19 protein-coding genes are annotated in these 16,841 nt (G+C 66.4%); 5 read left to right on the top strand and 14 right to left on the bottom strand.

What is annotated here, in order from left to right:
- Positions 1-5 precede the first annotated feature (5 nt).
- Entirely contained in the window at positions 6-659 is a 654-nt protein-coding gene (locus A5724_RS00200; protein WP_067794366.1) for a DedA family protein, read from the top strand.
- On the opposite strand, the gene phoU is transcribed toward A5724_RS00200, so the two are convergent.
- The 6 genes from phoU to guaB all read right to left on the bottom strand — a co-directional run bounded on the left by phoU (position 656) and on the right by guaB (position 7,280).
- The gene (gene phoU, locus A5724_RS00205; protein ID WP_067794368.1) at positions 656-1,315 is read right to left on the bottom strand and encodes a phosphate signaling complex protein PhoU; all 660 of its coding nucleotides are present in this window, start codon (positions 1,313-1,315) and stop codon (positions 656-658) included. The two genes, A5724_RS00200 and phoU, sit on opposite strands and share 4 nt — an antisense overlap.
- 60 nt (positions 1,316-1,375) lie before the next feature.
- The gene (locus A5724_RS00210; protein ID WP_067794370.1) at positions 1,376-2,188 is read right to left on the bottom strand and encodes an alpha/beta fold hydrolase; all 813 of its coding nucleotides are present in this window, start codon (positions 2,186-2,188) and stop codon (positions 1,376-1,378) included.
- A gap of 57 nt (positions 2,189-2,245) precedes the next feature.
- Complete coding sequence (locus A5724_RS34065; RefSeq protein ID WP_197518501.1) at positions 2,246-2,659, bottom strand: hypothetical protein; 414 nt, start codon at positions 2,657-2,659, stop codon at positions 2,246-2,248.
- Between the two features lie 107 nt (positions 2,660-2,766).
- Entirely contained in the window at positions 2,767-4,500 is a 1,734-nt protein-coding gene (locus A5724_RS00225) for a GMC oxidoreductase (protein ID WP_067794376.1), read from the bottom strand.
- 76 nt (positions 4,501-4,576) lie between these two features.
- Positions 4,577-5,704, bottom strand: a complete 1,128-nt coding sequence (locus A5724_RS00230) for a GuaB3 family IMP dehydrogenase-related protein (protein ID WP_197518502.1) — start codon at positions 5,702-5,704, stop codon at positions 4,577-4,579.
- Between the two features lie 25 nt (positions 5,705-5,729).
- Entirely contained in the window at positions 5,730-7,280 is a 1,551-nt protein-coding gene (gene guaB, locus A5724_RS00235) for an IMP dehydrogenase (RefSeq protein WP_067794612.1), read from the bottom strand.
- 147 nt (positions 7,281-7,427) lie between these two features.
- On the opposite strand from guaB, the gene A5724_RS00240 reads away from it, so the two are divergent.
- Positions 7,428-7,832 carry a DUF5319 domain-containing protein gene (locus tag A5724_RS00240; protein WP_067794380.1) on the top strand — a complete coding sequence of 135 codons (405 nt, stop codon included), beginning with the start codon at positions 7,428-7,430 and terminating at the stop codon, positions 7,830-7,832.
- 8 nt (positions 7,833-7,840) lie between these two features.
- Here A5724_RS00240 and A5724_RS00245 read toward each other — a convergent pair whose 3' ends face one another.
- The 3 genes from A5724_RS00245 to A5724_RS00255 all read right to left on the bottom strand — a co-directional run bounded on the left by A5724_RS00245 (position 7,841) and on the right by A5724_RS00255 (position 10,527).
- Entirely contained in the window at positions 7,841-9,085 is a 1,245-nt protein-coding gene (locus tag A5724_RS00245; RefSeq protein ID WP_067794382.1) for an anti-sigma-D factor RsdA, read from the bottom strand.
- On the bottom strand, positions 9,078-9,656 hold the full coding sequence (locus A5724_RS00250; RefSeq protein WP_067794384.1) for a sigma-70 family RNA polymerase sigma factor: 579 nt from the start codon (positions 9,654-9,656) through the stop codon (positions 9,078-9,080). The genes A5724_RS00245 and A5724_RS00250 overlap by 8 nt, the downstream gene beginning before the upstream one ends.
- A 91-nt stretch (positions 9,657-9,747) precedes the next feature.
- Positions 9,748-10,527, bottom strand: coding sequence for a hypothetical protein (locus A5724_RS00255; protein WP_067794386.1), 780 nt, complete (start codon positions 10,525-10,527; stop codon positions 9,748-9,750).
- A 426-nt stretch (positions 10,528-10,953) separates the two neighbouring features.
- On the opposite strand from A5724_RS00255, the gene A5724_RS00260 reads away from it, so the two are divergent.
- Both A5724_RS00260 and A5724_RS00265 read left to right on the top strand, forming a co-directional pair.
- Positions 10,954-11,244 (top strand): WhiB family transcriptional regulator, encoded by a 291-nt coding sequence (locus A5724_RS00260; RefSeq protein ID WP_067794388.1) that lies wholly within the window; start codon positions 10,954-10,956, stop codon positions 11,242-11,244.
- Positions 11,245-11,362: 118 nt separating this feature from the next.
- A complete protein-coding gene (locus A5724_RS00265; RefSeq protein ID WP_067794615.1) occupies positions 11,363-11,809 on the top strand; it encodes an OsmC family protein in 447 nt (148 codons plus the stop codon).
- Here A5724_RS00265 and A5724_RS00270 read toward each other — a convergent pair.
- On the bottom strand, positions 11,787-13,202 hold the full coding sequence (locus A5724_RS00270) for a threonine/serine exporter ThrE family protein (RefSeq protein ID WP_232004646.1): 1,416 nt from the start codon (positions 13,200-13,202) through the stop codon (positions 11,787-11,789). The genes A5724_RS00265 and A5724_RS00270 overlap by 23 nt on opposite strands.
- 112 nt (positions 13,203-13,314) lie before the next feature.
- Between A5724_RS00270 and A5724_RS00275 the strand changes: the two genes are divergently transcribed.
- The gene (locus A5724_RS00275) at positions 13,315-13,542 is read left to right on the top strand and encodes a cupin domain-containing protein (RefSeq protein ID WP_082964786.1); all 228 of its coding nucleotides are present in this window, start codon (positions 13,315-13,317) and stop codon (positions 13,540-13,542) included.
- Between the two features lie 21 nt (positions 13,543-13,563).
- Here the strand turns inward: A5724_RS00275 and A5724_RS00280 are convergent, their stop codons facing one another.
- The 4 genes from A5724_RS00280 to A5724_RS00295 form a co-directional block, all read right to left on the bottom strand.
- Positions 13,564-14,034, bottom strand: coding sequence for a hypothetical protein (locus tag A5724_RS00280; protein WP_067794392.1), 471 nt, complete (start codon positions 14,032-14,034; stop codon positions 13,564-13,566).
- Positions 14,035-14,118: 84 nt separating this feature from the next.
- On the bottom strand, positions 14,119-14,667 hold the full coding sequence (locus tag A5724_RS00285; protein ID WP_067794394.1) for a hypothetical protein: 549 nt from the start codon (positions 14,665-14,667) through the stop codon (positions 14,119-14,121).
- Positions 14,668-14,747: 80 nt separating this feature from the next.
- The gene (locus A5724_RS00290; protein ID WP_067794396.1) at positions 14,748-15,110 is read right to left on the bottom strand and encodes a hypothetical protein; all 363 of its coding nucleotides are present in this window, start codon (positions 15,108-15,110) and stop codon (positions 14,748-14,750) included.
- A gap of 193 nt (positions 15,111-15,303) precedes the next feature.
- On the bottom strand, positions 15,304-16,836 hold the full coding sequence (locus A5724_RS00295) for an adenylate/guanylate cyclase domain-containing protein (RefSeq protein ID WP_067794398.1): 1,533 nt from the start codon (positions 16,834-16,836) through the stop codon (positions 15,304-15,306).
- Positions 16,837-16,841 lie beyond the last annotated feature (5 nt).

Genomic DNA, 16,841 nt, shown 5'->3' on the forward strand with positions numbered 1-16,841 from the left:
GCGGCGTGAACGTGGACGCGATTCTGCAGACGGTCCCGCCGATTGCCATCTATCTGCTCGTCGGCGCCGTCATAGGCATCGAGAGCCTCGGCATCCCGCTGCCGGGAGAGATCGTGCTCGTCAGCGCCGCGCTGCTGGCGTCGCGCCACACGCTGGACATCAGCCCGGTCGCGGTGGGCGCGGCGGCCACGATCGGCGCGGTCGTCGGGGACACCATCGGCTACTCGATCGGCCACCGCTACGGCATGTCGCTGTTCGAACGGCTGGGCAACCGCTTCCCCAACCATTTCGGCCCCGGCCACGTCGCCCTCGCCAAACAGCTGTTCCACCGGTGGGGTGTGTGGGCGGTGTTCTTCGGGCGGTTCATCGCCCTGTTGCGCATCCTGGCAGGCCCGCTGGCGGGCGCCTTGAAGATGCGCTATCCGCGGTTCTTGGCCGCCAACGCCACCGGCGCGCTGTGCTGGGCCGGAGGCACCACCGCGGTGGTGTACTACCTGGGCCTGGCCGCCGAGAAGTGGCTGTCGCGGTTCTCCTGGATCGCCCTGGTGATCGCGGTGCTCGTCGGCATCGGCATGACGCTGCTGCTACGCGAGCGCACCGCCAAAGCGATCGCCCATCTGGAGGACAAACACGACTGGGAGTCGCTGAGGCGGCACTAGGCCATCTTCTTGTGGTCCGGCAGGCCGCCGGTCGCCTCGAAGACCACCCGCTTACCGATCTCCACCGCGTGGTCGGCGAACCGTTCGTAGTACCTGCCGAGCAGCGCGACGTCGACAGCGGAGCAGACCCCGTCCTGCCAGTTGCGATCGATCAACAGGGTGAACAGGTGCCGGTGCGCGGCGTCCACCGCATCGTCGTCCGCACGCAGGCTGGCGGCAACGGCTGGATCCCGCGACTGCAGCACCTCTTTGGCTGTGCGCGCCAAATTGACTGCCCGCGAGCCCATCTCGGCGAAACTCCCCCGCACCTCGTCGGGTAGCGCGCATTCCGGATGACGCAGCCGGGAGATGCCCGCGACGTGCACCGCCAGCGCACCCATCCGCTCGGTGTCCGCGCCGACGTGGATGGCGGTCAGGATGCTTCTCAAGTCGCCGGCGACCGGTTGCTGCAACGCGAGCAGTTTGAGCGCGGACGCCTCGGTCTGCCTGCTGAGCGCGACGATGTGTTCATGGTCGGCCATCACCTGCTCGGCGACCGACAGGTCAGCGCCGAGCAACGCCTGCGTCGCGCGCTCCATCGCGTCGGCAGCCAGCCCGCACATGTCGGCGACGCGGCTACACAGTGCGGACAGCTCCTCGTAGTACATGGTCCGCATGGCATCACCTCCGCCCCTGACTGGCGTCGCTGAGGTACCCCGCCGGCCCGGACTGCAAACTCACGACACGGCGATTTTTGCAATCTCCTCGGCGATTGACCGCGCATGCGTGACATACAGGCCATGGCCCGCGCCGGGCAGTTCGAGCAGCGCCGCCTCGGGCAGCAACGCGGCGGTCTTGCGGCCGGTGATCTTGATCGGCGCGGAGGCGTCGGCGTCGCCGTGGATGACCAACGTGGGCATGTCGAAGGCGGACAACTCGGTGCGGAAATCGGTCTCGGCGCCCATTCTCAGCGTGTCGACCAACGTTCTGACCGGGGTGTCGTTGATCTGCCTGGTGGTCCAGTCGGTCATCCCCGCCGACACGCGGGGATTCACCCCGAAATAAGAGGGCGCGTTGTCCGCACACCAGTGCGGCACGTCGCGGCCGAGCAGGTCCAGCGACGCCTCGAGGTAGGAGTTGTCGACGCCGCCGGGGTTGTCGGCGGTCTGCACCAGCAGCGGCAGGATCGGTGCGAGGAACACCGCACCCGAGACCCGGCCGCCGCCGTAACGCGTGACGTACCGCACGATTTCGCTGCAGCCCATCGAATGTCCCACCAGCGTCACATCTTTGAGGTCGAGATACTCGATGACTTGCGCGAGATCGTCGGCGAGCAGGTCCATGCTCCAACCGCCGCCATGCCGGTCGGATCGGCCGTGCCCGCGCCGGTCAAAGGTGACGCAGCGGTGCCCCTTGTCCAGCAGAGCGGCGACGACATAGGTCCACTGGTCAGAGTTCAGCGCCCAGGAGTGGGCGAAGACGACGCAAGGTCCGTCCCCCTGATCGGTGTAGAAGAGCTCAACGCGGTCGGCGGTCAGCATTCTCGGCATGTCTGAAATGCTGACCGCCCGACCGGCGTCGTGTCGATTACCTCGTAGGTAGCGACATCAGTGCTGCCGCGATCCGAGCTGGTCGCGATTGTCGTTGCGGCCGTCCTGCTCGCGCGGCTGCCACGTCGGAGTGGCTGTCACCGTTTGGGTTTGGGTGGCCACCGAGGTTTGCACCGTCGTCTGCACGTCCGTCTCCGTGTTAGTCACGATGCTGGGCGCCACGGTCTCCGTCTCCGTCTGCACGGGCGCCGCTCCCCCACCACCGCCACCGCTGTTCGACGAGCCACCGGACTGCTCGTGCTTGTCGTGGTGGCTGGTCGAGGAGGTCGTGGTCGTCGTCGTCGAGGTCGTCGATGTGGGCGCGGGCGTCCCGTGGGAACTACACGCAACCGACAGCATGCCGACCGCGACGGCGGCGACACCGACGGAAAAGGATGCCCGCTTACGGACGTGGGCAGTGGTCAACGACAACGGAATCTCGCTTTCCTCGCAAACTCACGACAAGACAGCGAGATTCATACCTGTGCGCAGGTGAGCGCCACCAGAATCACTGGTGCGGTTTTACGTATAGCTTGCTGTCAGCCCGCTGAACTGACCGGCTGGATTGGCAACCGTCGCAGCGCCGCGGGTGCGTCAGCGGGCACCACCGGATGTTCCGGCGGAATCGGCGCCAGTCGCTTGTACGGCTGTCCCTGTTCCGGACGCTGGTCCGCCTCGCCCTTGTTCGGCCACAGCGACGCCGCCCGCTCGGCCTGCGCGGTGATCGAAAGAGACGGGTTCACACCGAGATTCGCCGACACAGCGGCCCCGTCGTGCACCGACAGCGTCGGGTATCCGTACACCCGCTGATACGGGTCGATGACGCCGGTCTGCGGGCTGTCGCCGATCGCGGCCCCGCCGAGGAAGTGGGCGGTGAGCGGGATGTTGAACAACTCGCCCCAGGTGCCGCCGGCAACCCCGTCGATCTTCTCGGCGATCCGGCGGGTCACTTCGTTGCCTGCCGGGATCCACGACGGATTGGGCTGGCCGTGGCCCTGCCTGCTGTCGAGTCGGCGGAAACCGAACTTCGTGCGCCGAGTGAACGTGGTGATGGAGTTGTCGAGGTGCTGCATCACCAGTGCGATCATCGTGCGCTCGCTCCAGCGTCGCGGGTTGAGCAACCGCAGCATGCCGCGCGGATCCTCACCGGCCTGCTGGAGAAACTGCTTCCAGCGCGGCACGTCGGTGCCGTCCGGTCCGTCCCCGTCGGTCATCAGAGTTTGCAACAGACCCATGGCATTTGAGCCCTTGCCGTACCGCACCGGTTCGATGTGCGTGTCCGACGTGGGATGGATCGACGAAGTGATGGCGACGCCGTGGGTGAGGTCCAAGTCGGGCGAGACGTTGAACCGGCCCGCGCCTACGATCGACTCCGAGTTGGTCCGCGTCAGCACGCCCAGCTTGTCGGACAGCCTCGGCAGCTTGCCCTTGTCGCGCATCTTGAACATCAACTTCTGCGTGCCGTATGTCCCGGCGGCCAGCACCACATGCGTGGCGGTGTACGTGCGCCGCTTACGCGGCAGCAAGCCCGTCCTGGCGGTGCGAACCTGCCACAATCCGTCGGAGGACTGCTCGAATCCAGTGACGGTGGTCAGCGGAATGACTTCTGCCCCAGCCCTTTCCGCCAGACCCAGGTAATTCTTCACCAACGTGTTCTTGGCGTTGTGCCGACACCCGGTCATGCACTCGCCGCATTCGATACAACCGGTGCGTGCCGGGCCCGCGCCGCCGAAGAACGGATCGGGCACCGTCTTGCCTGGCGTCTTCTGCCCGTCCGGGCCGAAGAACACCCCGACGGGCGTCGGCACGAACGTGTCGCCGACGCCCATCTCGTCGGCTACCTCTTTCATGACGCGATCGGCGTCGGTGAAAGTCGGGTTCTGCACGACGCCAAGCATCCGCTGGGCCTGGTCGTAGTGCGGCATCAACTCCGCGCGCCAGTCGGTGATGTTCTTCCACTGGGGGTCGTTGAAGAACGGTTCCGGCGGCACGTACAACGTGTTGGCGTAGTTCAGCGATCCGCCGCCGACACCCGCACCCGCCAGGATCATGACGTTGCGCAACAGGTGGATCCGTTGGATGCCGTACATGCCGAGCTTCGGTGCCCACAGGAACTTTCGCAGGTTCCACGAGGTCTTGGCGAAGTCTTCGTCGTTGAACCGGCGGCCGGCCTCGAGTACCCCGACGCGATAGCCCTTTTCCGTCAGGCGTAGCGCGGTGACACTCCCCCCGAACCCCGAACCAATGATCAGAACGTCATAGTCAGGTTTCATGCCCCCAGTATGGACTTAGCGCTCGCATAGTTCTAGACAGGGGGGCCTAATTTGTAAAGCGCGGTCTCACGGGAGATCAGCTGCCGACCGTCAGGCCGACCTTCTGAAACTCCTTGAGATCGCAATAGCCGGCCTTGGCCATCGACCGGCGCAGCCCGCCGACCAGGTTGAGCGAGCCGAACGGATCGTCGGACGGGCCGTTGAGCACCTGCTCCAGCGGCGCCCGCTCACCGATCGCCACCTGCAGCAGCGCACCGCGCGGCAGCGAAGGGTGGGCCGCCGCGGCAGGCCAGAACCAGCCGCCGCCGAGCGCTTCGGCGGCCGTCGACAGCGGCGTGCCGAGCACCACCGCGTCCGCACCGCACGCGATGGCCTTGGCCAAATCACCGGACGTGTGGATGTCCCCGTCGGCCAGCACATGCACGTAGCGGCCGCCGGTCTCGTCGAGGTATTCGCGACGCGCGGCGGCCGCGTCGGCGATGGCCGTCGCCATCGGCACGCTGATGCCCAACACCTCGTCGGTCGTCGTGACACCGGACGTCGACCCGTAGCCGACGATGACGCCCGCCGCGCCGGTGCGCATCAGGTGCAGCGCGGTGCGGTGGTCGAGCACCCCGCCAGCCACCACCGGCACGTCCAGCTCGGAAATGAAGGTCTTCAGGTTGAGCGGCTCACCGTCCTGCGCGACGCGTTCAGCCGAGACGATGGTGCCTTGGATGACCAACAGGTCGATGCCCGCAGCCACCAACGCCGGCGTCAACGACTGCGCGTTCTGCGGGCTGACCCGAACGGCCGTCGTCACCCCCGCCTCGCGGATGCGCGCCACCGCAGCACCCAGCAATTCGGGATCCAGTGGCGCAGAATGCAATTGCTGCAACAGCCGAATCGCGGCCGAGGATTCTGGCTCCTTCTCGGCGGCCTCGAGCACCTGGGCGATCTTCTCTTCGACGTCGGCGTGCCGACCGATCAGCCCCTCGCCGTTGAGCACGCCGAGGCCGCCGCGCCGCCCCAGTTCGATGGCGAATTCGACCGACACCAACGCGTCGGTCGGATGCGACACCACCGGGATCTCGAATCGGTATGCGTCCAACTGCCAGGCCGTCGACACGTCTTGACTGGACCGCGTCCGCCGGGACGGAACGATGTTGATGTCGTCGAGTTCGTAGGTACGGCGGGCGGTTCTGCCCATGCCGATTTCAACCATGTCGCGCACGGTGGGGCTCCCCTTGTCAGCGGGTGTAGTAGTTGGGCGCCTCGACCGTCATCGTGATGTCATGCGGATGGCTTTCCTTCAACCCGGCCGCGGTGATCTGCACGAACTGCGCCTGCTGCAACTGCTCGATGGTGGCTGATCCGGTATAGCCCATGGCGGCGCGCAGGCCGCCGGTCAACTGGTGGATCACCGTCGACAGCGGACCGCGGAACGGCACGCGGCCTTCGATGCCCTCGGGTACCAGCTTGTCCTCGCTCAACGCGTCGTCCTGGAAGTAGCGGTCCTTCGAATAGGACTTGCCGCCGCCAGGACCGGACCGGCCTTGCATCGCACCGAGCGACCCCATCCCGCGATAGCTCTTGAACTGCTTGCCGTTGACGAAGATCAGCTCGCCAGGCGATTCGGCCGTGCCCGCCAGCAGCGAGCCCAGCATCGCGGTGGACGCGCCTGCCGCCAGCGCCTTGGCGATGTCGCCCGAGTACTGCAGTCCGCCGTCGGCGATCACCGGCACGCCCTTCGGTGAGCAGGCGGCCACGGCCTCGAGGATGGCGGTGATCTGGGGTGCGCCCACGCCGGCGACGACCCGGGTAGTGCAGATGGAGCCCGGACCCACGCCCACTTTCACCGCGTCGGCGCCCGCGTCAACGAGCGCGGCGGCCGCGGCGCGGGTGGCGACGTTCCCGCCGATCACCTCGACGCGGTCACCGACCATGGTCTTGAGGCGGTGCACCATGTCGAGCACCAGACGGTTGTGCGCATGCGCGGTGTCGACGATCACCACGTCGACGCCGGCGTCCACGAGCGTCATCGCCCGCGTCCACGAATCGTCGCCGACACCGACCGCGGCTCCGACCAGCAGCCTGCCGTCGCTGTCCTTGGTGGCGTACGGGAACTGCTCGGTCTTGACGAAGTCCTTGACGGTGATCAAACCGGTCAGCTTGCCGTGCCCGTCGACTATGGGCAGTTTCTCGATCTTGTTGCGGCGCAACAGGCCTAGCGCCGCCTCAGCCGAGACGCCCTCCTGCGCGGTGATCAACGGCGCCTTGGTCATCACTTCGGAGACCGGCTTGCTCATGTCGACTTCGAAGCGCATGTCACGGTTCGTGATGATGCCGACGAGCGCACCGTCGGCGTCGACGACCGGCAGCCCGGAGATGCGGAACCGCGCGCACATGGCGTCGACTTCGGCGAGCGTGTTGTCCGGCGAGCAGGTGACCGGGTCGGTGACCATACCTGCCTCGGACCGCTTGACCGTCTCGACCTGGCCGGCCTGCTCCGCGACGGGCAGGTTGCGGTGCAGCACCCCCATCCCCCCCGCCCTGGCCATGGCGATCGCCATCCTGGCTTCGGTCACGGTGTCCATCGCCGAGCTGACGAGCGGCACCCGCAGCCTGATCTTCTTGGTGAGCTGACTGGAGGTGTCGGCTGTGGCGGGCACCACATCGGAGGCGGCGGGCAGCAGCAGCACGTCGTCGAAAGTGAGCCCGAGCATGGCCACTTTGGTCGGGTCATCGCCACCGGTGGGCACCGGAACGGCGATGGGAATGCTGCTTTCAGCAATCGACATGGGCGGGCCTTCCATCAGCGTCGAGCTAGATACTCATCTTATCGGCATTCACGACACCGCTTCGGTCCCACGCTGCCTTGCGGACACGCACGTAACGACGTTGCCGACAGCTGGCGCGATGCCAGTGCCGCTGCGTAGTGTGGACTCGTGCGTGATCACCTGCCACCGGGTTTGCCGCCCGATCCGTTCGCCGATGACCCGTGCGACCCTTCGGCGGCGCTTGATGCGCTCGAGCCCGGCCAGCCCCTGGACCCGCAGGAGCGGACCGCGGTCGAGGCGGATCTCGCCGACCTGGCTGTCTACGAGGCGCTCTTGGCGCACAAGGGAATTCGCGGCCTCGTCGTGTGCTGCGACGAATGCCAGCAGGATCACTACCACGACTGGGACATGCTGCGCGCCAACCTGCTGCAGCTGCTGGTCGATGGCACTGTGCGTCCGCACGAACCGGCCTACGACCCGGAACCCGACGCCTACGTGACTTGGGATTACTGCCGCGGCTACGCCGACGCATCGCTCAACGAGGCGACGTCGGACACCGAAGGTTATCGCTGAGGGCTTAATTACTCCCCGCCGCCGCTGCGCTTCCTCGGCTGCGGCATCTCCAGCGTGGTCGTGACCGGCGCGGTCACCGCAGGTGCAGGCTCTGGCGCTGGATTCTGGGTCACCGGATTCTGCTTCGCCGGGGGCTCCGGCGCTTCGGGCGCCGGTGCCTTGGGCTCCGGCGCCTGCTGACGCGGCACCTCCTGCGGCACGGTCGTCGGCGGCGTCGCGACTTGCGCACCGCCAACGGGCGGGCCGCCGGGGGGCGGGACACCGGCGCCCGCGGCGGGCGCATCACCCACCACGCTCGGCCCGCCGCCAGCGGCAGGCGGCGGTCCCGCGACCGGCGGCACCTGCAGAGTGGTCGTGGTGGTCGTCGTGACCGCAAGCGTCGTCGTGGTCGCCGTGCTGGTATTCGTCGGCGGCGGGGTCGTCGTCGGCGTGCCGCTCGGCGGGGGCGGCTCGGCCGTCGGCGAAGTCGGCGTCGCGGAACTCGTCGAAGTGGTGCTCGACGATGTCGTCTCCGACGCCGACGTCGACGTGCTGGTCTCCGTCGACGACGAAGACGACGACGTCGCGCTGTCGGTCTCAGACGACGTCGAGGTCGACATACCGGAGTCCGGTGCGACGACGACCGGCTCGGGCATCGGTGGCGGCGGCTCGCCGGGCGGCAGCGTCGCGTTGGCGTCCTTCGCGTCGACCTTGACCGTCAGTTGCTGCCACTGCGACACCAGTTCCTGCTTCTGCCCGACGTCATCGACCGTCGCGACGGTGGTGGTGACCGCCTGCAGCTTGTCCTGGGCGGCCTGCCACTGCCCCTGGTCGATCAGCTGCTGCACCTCCGCGAGTTGCTGCGACGCGAGCGCCACCTGATCGGTGCGGGTCTGTTCGCCGAACAGCGCGGTGTGCAGGCCGTAGAGCGCATCGCCCGGTCCGGCGCCGGCGACCACCGCGCCGAATCCGCCGATGCACAGAACGGCCGCGGCGATGGAGCCGACCACAGCGAACGACGTGCGGGTGCGTTTGCGCGCTTCGACGGCGCGGGTCAGTGCGGCGGCCGCGTCTCGCGGCGTGACCGGCCGCATCAGCGGTGGGGTGCGGATCTCGTCGCGCCAGCCCGCCAGCAGGTGCGCGAGTTCGGCCTCACCCGGATCGCTCGAGTACACCGGCTGCTGGTTGGCCAGCGCGTCGATGAACCGGTCCGTGCGGTTGATCTCGTTGAGCGACGGATCCCCACCGTTGTTCCAGCGTCCGAAGTCAGGCATGGCCGTGCTCCGTCGCTGTGATCTCGTTCTTGAGCCGCGCCAGCGCGCGGTGCTGCGCGACGCGGACGGCGCCCGGCGTCGAGCCGACGGCCTCCGCGGTCTCCTCGGCGCTCATCCCGACGACGATGCGCAGGATCAGGATTTCGCGCTGCTTCTCAGGCAGTACGGACAGCAACTTGTTCATCCGCGCTGCCGATTCGGAGTCCAACGCCATTTGCTCGGGACCGGCGTCCAGCGAGTAACGTTCCGGCACCGCATCCGTAGGGTCGGCACGATTCCTGGCGGCCGCGCGGTGCGCGTCAGCTACCTTGTGGGCGGCGATGCCATACACGAAGGCCAGGAACGGTCGTCCCTGATCCTTGTAGCGCGGCAGCGCCGTTATGGCGGCCAAGCACACCTCCTGTGCGACGTCATCAGCTGAAAGACCGCTTCGCTCCGTCGTCCCAACCCGGGCCCGGCAGTACCGAACCACGATCGGACGAATGATCTCCAGCACCTCCCGGAGCGCGTCCCTGTTGCCAGCCACCGCCTCAGCAACGACAGCATCGAGACGTTCTCCCGAAAATGTCATCGTGAGTGGCTTCTCCAGCGTTACGTGAGGGACATGTCCCCGAAGTGTGGACGTCAGCTAAACAATAACGATCACAGTGGCGTGACCATTCTCAGCGATCGGCCAGGTCGCCACCCCGGCGACGCACCGTAGCTGCGCATTCGTTACGAATCATCAGTACGTCTGCTGTGTCGTGGCGACCGCTACCGATGTCGGCCAGTAGGCAGGCCAACGCCCAGCGCAGCGGGATGATTCCCAGCCGGCCGGCGTCCTCGAGCGCGCCGTCGGCAACCCGCCGAGCTGCGTCGACGTCCCCGGCGCTGCACAGCGCCGCGGCCTTCACGACGTCGGATTTGACGGCGTGCCGCGCCGACCCCAGCGCCTTGGCCAATTCCACGGCCCGTTCGGCATGCGGCAGGGCCGCCTGACCGTCGCCCCGGGCCATCGCCAGTTCAGCAGACACCCAGGCAAGCCGCACCGGCAGCCTCGGGGGCGACTGCCCGGCCAGCAACACAGCGGCGCGCTGAAGCGCCGTGGCCGATGCCGCGAACCGGCCGACACCGAGTGCGTCGGCGGCCAGTCCGATGAGCGCGTCGGCGCTCGCTTCGACGTCTGCCCCGGCAAGGGTCAGCCCCCGGCCGTCCCAGCGGCGGGCCCTGTCGTGCCAGCCCAGTTGTCGCAGGAACGACGCGCGGGTGCTGTGCGCCAGGGACACCACCGCGCCGTCGCGCTGGTGTCGACACAGGACGTCGAGGTCGGCCATCGCGCTGCCGTAGTGACCCTGGCCGCCCGCGGCGACGGCGCGCAGCCACAGTTCGCGAGGCGTCGCGGCCGCGGGCAGCGGCCAGCGGCCTGGTTGATCGCCGAACGCGATGTCGGCCAGCGTGCTCATCGGTTCGCGACGCTATCAATGCATTGCGCGATATCCGGTACCGCGGGGCACGCATTCCTCGTATGGCGAATGCGACATCCGTTAACAGTTGATGGTCGCCGTGTTAATGCCGTGTCAACGGGGCCATCCAGACGAAGGATATTGTTTGCGACACGGCGAGAAGCGAACTGCTAAAACACAAGTCGTCATCGCATCGACGACGCTTTGCTACCACCGCCGTCGTTGCCAGTGCATCGCAATGATGAACGTGATGTAAATTCTGGGCCTGCGGCGATGCGGGTGAGCACATGTTCGGGCTATTGACGAAATTTCGTGAGCGCCCCTAGTTTGTGTGCACGAGTAGTCATCGGCGACTTGCGCTCGGATCGGTTCCACAACTCACGCACCCGTTCGCGTGCGAAAAGGGTGGGTAGAGAGGGTTTTTCCATGCCACAGCCGCAGCAGCTACCCGGACCTAATGCTGATATTTGGGATTGGCAGATGTCAGGCCTGTGCCGGGGCGTCGATTCCTCTATGTTCTTCCATCCGGACGGCGAACGTGGCCGAGCACGTGCTCAGCGTGAGATGCGCGCCAAAGAGATGTGCCGCCAGTGCCCAGTGGTCGCACAGTGTCGCGCGCATGCACTGGCCGTGGGTGAGCCGTACGGCATCTGGGGCGGCCTGTCCGAGTCCGAGCGTGAGCTTCTGCTCAAGCGGGGCATCCGCCGAGCCTCGTAACGCGAAATCGAAAACAGCCTCAGCCCCCTGCGATCCGGGTTGGGGCTTTTTCGTGCCGCGTCGTCCCGCCAGAGCCCACGCTCTCCCCGGTCGTTGCCACATGAGCGATGCTGATGACATGACGACACAAGAAGCCGAGGGCGTCGTGACCGTTTCAGGCACGGGCCCGAGGTCGTACACCCAGCACATCACCGCCGGGGCGCATCACCTGATCGCCGACGAACCGACGCCGGTTGGCGCCGACGCGGGGCCCACCCCCTACGATCTGCTGCTGGCCGCGCTCGGGGCGTGTACCTCGATGACGGTACGGATGTACGCCGACCGCAAAGGGTGGGCGCTGGAGGACGTCCGAGTGACGTTGCGGCACAGCCGTATTCACGCAGAAGACTGTGTCCACTGTGAGACCACCAAAGGCCGGATCGACCACATCGACAAGGAAGTCGCGTTCGTCGGCGACCTGGATGATGCGCAGCGGCAACGGTTGTTGCAGATCGCCGAACGCTGCCCCGTCCATCAAACGCTGGTGTCGGAAATCGACATCGCTACCGTGTTGCGGGACGCCTAGCGATTGGCCGCCGAACCTTCCACGAACCCCACTCACCCAGGGTGACACCCGCCGCCAGGGCGGTACCGATGGCCAGTGCCCCCAATACCGAACCGAATCCGACCGCGTGCTGGTCGTTGAGGATGGCGTAGATGCCGTGCAACAACGCCAAGCCCGGCAACAGCGGAACGATGCCGGTGATCGAAACCACAAGCGGCGGAGCCAGATTGCGTCGTTCCATCAAACGGCCCACCAGGCCGATTGGCACCGCCGCGATGAATGAAGCGACGACCGGGCCCAAACCCGCGCCCTGGGCCAAAAGGAACGCGATGGTGCCCGCCGCACCGCCGAATGCCGCGGCCATCGCCGCGGATCGTTCCGCGTAGCAGGCCAGTGCGAAAGCCGCCGCGCTCGCCGCACCGAAAGCCACGCGCGCGGGGAACTCCGCGAGCGCCGGTGGGGCGTTGGCGCTGATCGCGACGAACGGCGCACCGAACCGGTTGGCGAGGTGCAGTACGACTGCCACGCCGGCGATCGTCGCCGCCGTCATCATCACCAACTCGAAGAAGCGGCCCGCCGCGGTGACGGGAGCCCCGCTGATGACGTCGCCGACCGAACCCACCAACGACAGTCCGGCAAGGAGCACGACCAGTCCGGCAGCAATCGCGACCGTCGGCTCGAAGTGCAATCCGAGCTTGGGGCTGAATGCGTACAGGACGATCGGCGGCGCCGTCGCGATCGCACCACCGACTGCGTACTGAAAGAAGAACGGAAGGCCGTGCCGGTTGAGTCGCCGATTGACCCGGTCGATTGTCATCGCACTCAACGCGCTGACCAGGCACACCAGCAGACCCGCACCGAGGGTTCCCGCCGTGGCGAACGCCAGCGCACCCCATGCCAGGGTGGCGACCCAACGCTTGTAGGGATGGGGCGCGGTGATGATGGCGTTGAGTTCGTCGCGGGCTTGCGACGGCGGCACCTGGCCGGCGCGGATGCGGGCGATCAACCGGTCGACGGCGGCCAACCGACTGAAATCCATGGACCGGTACCGCACGATGTGCAATGTGCTCGCGGCGGGCGACGTGGGTCCGCGGTAGGCGGCTAGGTGAATGGTCGTGTTGATGACGTCGACCTCGCACCGGTCGATGCCGTAGGCCGCGGCGATGGCCCGCACCTGCTCCATCGTGGCCGTCGCAGGCGTACCCGAGGCCATCAAGATGGCGCCTATGTTGCCCGCGACGTCGAGCACCTCGCCGACGCGCTCGCGGTAGGCGGCGTCGCCTTCGTCGCGCACCGGATCGGTGATCCGGGCAAACGTATCCGTCGGCGGGTCGGTCTCCCGGACGATACGCGTCAACATCTCGCGTCGACGCACCCCCCACGGCTGGCCCGCGCGGCCACGGGTCAACTGCACAGCAACTCCTCCAAATCCACCGTCGACTCGGATCACCAAACGCGCGAACGCCGGTGATGGTTCCGGTTATTGCCCAGGCCGGGTGGTGTTTTCGCTCACACCGATGGCAACGATGTGGTCGAGGAAGGCGCGCGCGATCGGCAGGAACACGTCCGCCAGACCGCCGGTGCCGCGGACGATCGGTAGCGGATGTGTGCGCATCGACGGCCAGACGTGGAACGTCAAGCCGGGCACTTTCGTCAAGGTGCCCGCCAATTCGGTGCATGGGCTGACGAACACCGGCGACAAGGATCCGATTTTCCTCGTCATCTACGATCCACCGCGCGTCGCCACCGATTAGCGGCTGGAAGGTTGTCGCCCGTCAGCCCAACTCGTAGTCCTCGCGGGAGACCTGGAAGAAGTGACCGGTGGCTGTGTCGGTGCATGTCACACCGGACTGCTCACTGGCACAAGTAATCCGGCCCAACGACTGGGTCTGCCCGTAGTCGAGTGTCTTCAGACCATCCCGGTGCAACGCACTGACGCCCTCGTAGCATCCGAGGCTGCCCGAGTTGCCTCCGCTGACGTAGAACTGCAAACCTCCGAAGGTAAAGTCGCACGCCCGGCCTTCCGGGCCGCGGGTGGATGCAGGTACCGCCCACACGTGTTCGCGGACTTCGCAACTCGCGCCAGAGCCGTTCCCGTAGATGTCGCAGACGATGTTCCCCGACGGCGTCACGAATTCGGCGCTCGGAGGGATGTCGCCACCGCCGCCGCAGGCGTTCGCGACGGCCGCAGCGGGCAGCGCCGCCGCGGCCGCGATCGACAGCGCGGCAAGCAGTTTGGTCTTCATGATCGTCCCTCTCCGGAATGTGTTGGTCCCCAGAGTGGACTGGACGTCTTGGCGGATCCTTGGTGCGAATCCGCGGATTTCAAATCAGCGCGGGACCATCATGCCGCCGGATCCCATCATCGGCCCCATAATGGCCGGCATCCCGTCGCGGACGAATCCGGTGACCTCGCGGGCATGTTCGCGGATTGCTCGAATGATGACAGGATCCTCGGCGGTCTCTTCAGCGATGACCCCGGTCGGAATGAGGGTGAGCTGGCGGCGGTACTCGTCGGCGGCACGGAAGAGCGTCGGCAGGCTCTGGCTCATGCACATCACCTCCGTTCCGTTTCCCAGCCGCGAGTACATGGCCGATACATGCGCCTGAAGTCGTGCGACCAAGTCCGGCGATGTCGATTCCGTGGTCGTGCGGACGCCGCCCGGGATCTCCTCGACAACGCGGTTGATCTCGGCATGGCGGCTGAACATCTCCATGTACGTCCGCATGTCGGCCGGGTCGACGCCCATCATTTCGCCGCCCGGCCCGTCGGCGAGCTGCGCCTGCGGCACGGCCGAGCGGCGTGCGAACTCGAGACCAAGCACACCGGCTACCGCCAGTGTTCCGAACGCTGCGAGCGCTACCCGTCGGGTCGTCATCACTTGAGGGTCCCGCTGGTCAAACCTCGCGCGGTAGGGACCTTCTGCCCTCAACCTGAGTGCTTGGGAACCCGATCCGATCAGGTGACCCGCGTCCACGGTTCACAGTTGTGCGACTCGAAGGCCTGCACCGTGGTGTTTATGGTGACGTACATCGGCCCAACCGACATATTCGTCGCGACGACATGGTCCTTGTTCGCATCGGGCGTGCTGTAGGTGAACCACAGGCACATCGAATCCTCTGTCGGCACATCGTTTATCAAGATCTGCCACGTCGATGCGGTCCCCTCCGTGTGGTACAGGCCCGGCGCGATATCCGGCCCGACCCGGAAGAACCCTTCACCGGGTATGGGGTCCACGGGATCCGCACCGGCCGGGGACGCGAACGCGATCGCGGCCCCGACGGCGACCAATCCGACCGCCACGCGGTTCTCGATACCCATCCCGGAAGTATTACGCGCTTGCGTCGCTACCGATCCCAATTCCGGTTGGATTCAAACGCCCATCTCTGCTGGTCGTGGGCGGTGCCCACCTGCACAAGGACAGCATCACCTCTCGGTCGTGGTTGCCGACGGAATGCCGTTTGTCTTCGACGGGTTCGACCTCACCGGTATGAAAGGCTCGAGCGGATTCCGGTCAACGCCAACGACTAGTGCGCGTGGCCGTGACCGGATCAAGACCGAAGACGTGGACGGGGGCTGATTTGCCTTTCAGGGCGTGGGCGCCTCGGTCGGTCAGTCCGTGCGGTGGGATAACCATGGCGTCGAGGGTGTTCCGGGTGAGCAGGATGGCGTCAGCGGTGGTCTTGGTGAGCTGCTCGACACGGGCGGCGACATTGGTGGTGTCACCAATCAACGTGAACTCCAGATGGCCTGCTCCGCCGATGGTGCCGGCGATCACCACGCCGGTGTTGATCCCGATCCCGATCCGAAGCTCTCCCCCGAATCGGTCGGCGACGAGTCGGTGTATCAGCACCGCGGCGCCGACCGCGGCCCCGGCATGGTCGGCGAGATCGGCGGGGGCGCCGAAAACTGCGAGGGCGCCGTCGCCAAGAAACTTGTTGACATGCCCACCGGCGTCAACGACAGCGGGCACGACAATTTCGAACAATGCGTTCAGCCGCGCGACGACATCCTCGGCCGGGTTGGCCTCGGCGAACGGCGTGAAATCGCGGATGTCGACGAACACCACCGTCACCTCACGGCGCTCACCGGTGAACACATCGTCACCCTGCTCGAGCAGCCGCGTCGCCAACGCTGGATCGACGTACGTGCCGAAGGCGGTCTGAAGCCGTTGTCGCTCAGCTAAACCCGCCTGCATCCGATTGAACGACGCTGCCAGCGCACCGAGGTCGTCGTCCTGAACCACCGGCAGACGCTGCGAATAATCCTCCGCTGCAACACGTTCAGTCCCCTCAGCGAGATCGCGAAGGGGTCTCAACGACGGTGCGATGAGTTGGCCGACAGTGATGGGCAACGCCAACGCCGTCCACCCACACGCGGTCGCGGCTATGGCCAGCACCGGAAATTGCGTGGATCGGTTCAACACTATTGCCAGCAGCGCTCCCCCGACGGCAAAGGTGAAAATGGCGCCCAGAATCGCAAGGTTCAACCACGCGGCAAAGGTCGGACGAGAGCGCGGAAGCGCGTCACCGATGGCGGTGTCTCCTGCGAGTGCCGCTCTGGCGGGCCGCAACATTCCCTGCACCGAAGTGTGTAAACCCATCAGCGCCATGGCAATTCCCAAGGCAGCGCCTAAGATGCCGTATTCGATCAGCCGCGGTCCGCTCACCGTCGAGAACGCTCCGACACCCACCAACAGCATGGCCGTCCAAACGGGTTGGAACCACAACGCCCGTACACCTGCCGCGCGAGTCCAGGTGTATGTGTCTTTCAACGCCTTCGCGCGGTCGACGTCGTAACCGGCCGCCCACCGCTGGACCAGGCGGAATCGGGGGCTACCGGGGAGAATCACCACATACGCGTCTACCACCACGGCGGCCATGGTGAAGACGATGGCTTCGACGTAGTGACTTGACCGCTCGAAGGCGACGACCACCGACGACAAGAGAACGTACGACAGCAGCATGGGGAGGAAAATGAGTGCGGAGATCGCCCAGGAGTATTTCGGCCCGTACCGATCCCACGCCCATTGCCAAATGCGATCCATGCCGA

The organism is Mycobacterium sp. ACS1612, from assembly GCF_001667505.1.
Taxonomy (GTDB): Bacteria; Actinomycetota; Actinomycetes; order Mycobacteriales; family Mycobacteriaceae; genus Mycobacterium.

Coding starts and splice junctions, on each gene's coding strand:
- phoU (WP_067794368.1), bottom strand. CDS start 1,315: ATGCGGACCATGTACTACGAGGAGCTGTCCGCACTGTGTAGCCGCGTC.
- A5724_RS00210 (WP_067794370.1), bottom strand. CDS start 2,188: ATGCCGAGAATGCTGACCGCCGACCGCGTTGAGCTCTTCTACACCGAT.
- A5724_RS00225 (WP_067794376.1), bottom strand. CDS start 4,500: ATGAAACCTGACTATGACGTTCTGATCATTGGTTCGGGGTTCGGGGGG.
- A5724_RS00230 (WP_197518502.1), bottom strand. CDS start 5,704: ATGGTTGAAATCGGCATGGGCAGAACCGCCCGCCGTACCTACGAACTC.
- guaB (WP_067794612.1), bottom strand. CDS start 7,280: ATGTCGATTGCTGAAAGCAGCATTCCCATCGCCGTTCCGGTGCCCACC.
- A5724_RS00245 (WP_067794382.1), bottom strand. CDS start 9,085: ATGCCTGACTTCGGACGCTGGAACAACGGTGGGGATCCGTCGCTCAAC.
- A5724_RS00250 (WP_067794384.1), bottom strand. CDS start 9,656: ATGACATTTTCGGGAGAACGTCTCGATGCTGTCGTTGCTGAGGCGGTG.
- A5724_RS00255 (WP_067794386.1), bottom strand. CDS start 10,527: ATGAGCACGCTGGCCGACATCGCGTTCGGCGATCAACCAGGCCGCTGG.
- A5724_RS00260 (WP_067794388.1), top strand. CDS start 10,954: ATGCCACAGCCGCAGCAGCTACCCGGACCTAATGCTGATATTTGGGAT.
- A5724_RS00265 (WP_067794615.1), top strand. CDS start 11,363: ATGACGACACAAGAAGCCGAGGGCGTCGTGACCGTTTCAGGCACGGGC.
- A5724_RS00275 (WP_082964786.1), top strand. CDS start 13,315: ATGTGGTCGAGGAAGGCGCGCGCGATCGGCAGGAACACGTCCGCCAGA.
- A5724_RS00280 (WP_067794392.1), bottom strand. CDS start 14,034: ATGAAGACCAAACTGCTTGCCGCGCTGTCGATCGCGGCCGCGGCGGCG.
- A5724_RS00285 (WP_067794394.1), bottom strand. CDS start 14,667: ATGACGACCCGACGGGTAGCGCTCGCAGCGTTCGGAACACTGGCGGTA.
- A5724_RS00290 (WP_067794396.1), bottom strand. CDS start 15,110: ATGGGTATCGAGAACCGCGTGGCGGTCGGATTGGTCGCCGTCGGGGCC.
- A5724_RS00295 (WP_067794398.1), bottom strand. CDS start 16,836: ATGGATCGCATTTGGCAATGGGCGTGGGATCGGTACGGGCCGAAATAC.